The sequence below is a fragment of the Vibrio sp. S457-15 genome (genome assembly GCF_000960545.1).
Classification (GTDB): Bacteria; Pseudomonadota; Gammaproteobacteria; order Enterobacterales; family Vibrionaceae; genus Vibrio; species Vibrio parahaemolyticus.
Genome location: NZ_JYOQ01000081.1, coordinates 1 through 1,714, shown reverse-complemented (window position 1 = coordinate 1,714; position 1,714 = coordinate 1). Strand labels below are relative to the sequence as shown.

General features: G+C 42.1%; 3 protein-coding genes. All 3 read left to right on the top strand.

What is annotated here, in order from left to right; genetic code table 11:
- Window positions 1-153: 153 nt before the first annotated feature.
- The gene (locus UF05_RS08715; protein ID WP_004418207.1) at window positions 154-510 is read left to right on the top strand and encodes a hypothetical protein; all 357 of its coding nucleotides are present in this window, start codon (window positions 154-156) and stop codon (window positions 508-510) included.
- Window positions 511-638: 128 nt separating this feature from the next.
- Entirely contained in the window at window positions 639-872 is a 234-nt protein-coding gene (locus UF05_RS26330) for a hypothetical protein (protein ID WP_197065576.1), read from the top strand.
- 262 nt (window positions 873-1,134) lie between these two features.
- Window positions 1,135-1,470 (top strand): energy transducer TonB, encoded by a 336-nt coding sequence (locus tag UF05_RS08710; RefSeq protein ID WP_045546055.1) that lies wholly within the window; start codon window positions 1,135-1,137, stop codon window positions 1,468-1,470.
- Window positions 1,471-1,714 lie beyond the last annotated feature (244 nt).

Here is a 1,714-nt window from a genome sequence, read left to right as displayed (position 1 = left end):
ACAAGTCACCAAAGTGCTCAAGAGGGATTCGCAACGCGTGGCATTTTTACTATGCGTTCAATTTGGTGATTAAGGTGGTATGCGGCGGCTTTGGTATTGCGTTGCTCACCCCTTAGCAGGGCGTTAGTTGCCTACGAGGAAATAGAGGCTTAAATGAATAAAATTACAAATAAGAAAATAGAAAACTATAGTAAGTACCTCAAAGAGAAAAGTCGTCCGCCTAGCCGCGGGGGAAATACGAATGCTCTACATGCACATTATTTAGTTGTTGACGGTGAAAGTTACAGTTTTCTTGCCCTTGGTTCACAACAATGGGTGTTTAAAACCGATTTAGTTTCATTCGAATATGAGATTAAAGGTACATACAAAAATATACTTGTCGATACACTTAAAACGGTGGACAAGAATGGCAATGAGGTCGTGCGTGGGAACCGTGGTTTCAAGCGCCAGCTGAGAACCGCTGATGCTCGTATGCCGGTAAGTCGTCGCGAGATGAACAGCTTTAAATAGGTCGGCAACTAACAATCTGTTTAAGAGTGATTCGCAACGCGTGGCATTTTCACTATGCGTTGTTTTTAGTGTTTAAGGTGGTATGCGGCGGCTTCGGTATTGCGTTGCTCACACCTTAACAGGGCGTTATGCTTAATCACCAACAATTAGTGGTTTATGGTCTTTCTTTGTTCCCTTGGCTGGTTAGTTTTGTGTTTCTCGGCAAGTTGGCTCAGTGGGCGCTGTTTTCCGGACAATTATTCTTTGGCGCTGGAAATTCAGAGAATTGCCTCAATCAATTTTCGGGCAAACGCGAGGTTAAGGTGGTTGGCTCAATCAAAAATCAGCTTTCACTTTCTTGTTGTCAAAGCTTGAATTGTTAAAAGTCCAAGTCTGATTTTCAAAAGTTATGAGTCATTTCAGTTTTTTAGGTTTTGGCTTTTGTGCGTGAGTCAAAGCCGAGTTAATCTTGGTTCTGGCAAAACGTAAGTCATTGAAGCTTAAGCATAACAAACGCTTCAAGAGGGACAGCCAACGCGTGGCATTTTTACCATGCGTTGGTTTTTGTGATTACGATGTAATGCGGAAGCTTGGTAATGGCGTTGGCTGCCCCTTAAGCGGGCGTTATGTTGTCAAAGATTAAGTATGAAGATTTTAATATTATTTATAGCGGCATTATTGTCTGGCTGCGCTGGTTTAATTGAAAGTGCTAGTTCCCCAAATTATCGAGAACACAAAGATCGGGACAGTGTATCGCCTAGGAATCATAAAGGTTCAAGGAAAAACAAATTAGTCGGTACTGTTGTACTCACGTTTAATATTAATAGTCAGGGTGATGTGATTGACATAATGGTTACTGATTCTGTACCTAAAGGAGTATTCGATGCTGAAGCTGTGCGAATATTATCAAAACGGAAGTATGCGCCTTCCGAAAAAGGGGAAACTGGCCCTAAAAAAGCTAAGTTCGAGTTTAAAATTTGACACATAACAAACTGCTTAAGAGGGATTCGCAACGCGTGGCATTTTTGCTATGCGTTGATTTTAGTGCTTAAGGTGGTATGCGGCGGCTTTTGTATTGCGTTGCTCACCCCTTAGCAGGGCGTTATATGCCAGATGAAGAAAGCCTAAAAATTCAGGTTAACAGCCTTGGTGTTTGGATCTTTGGGAGTCGAGATTTTTCGGTTTCAATCCTAGTTTTCTTTGGTTTGTGGCTCACTCTCGGGTT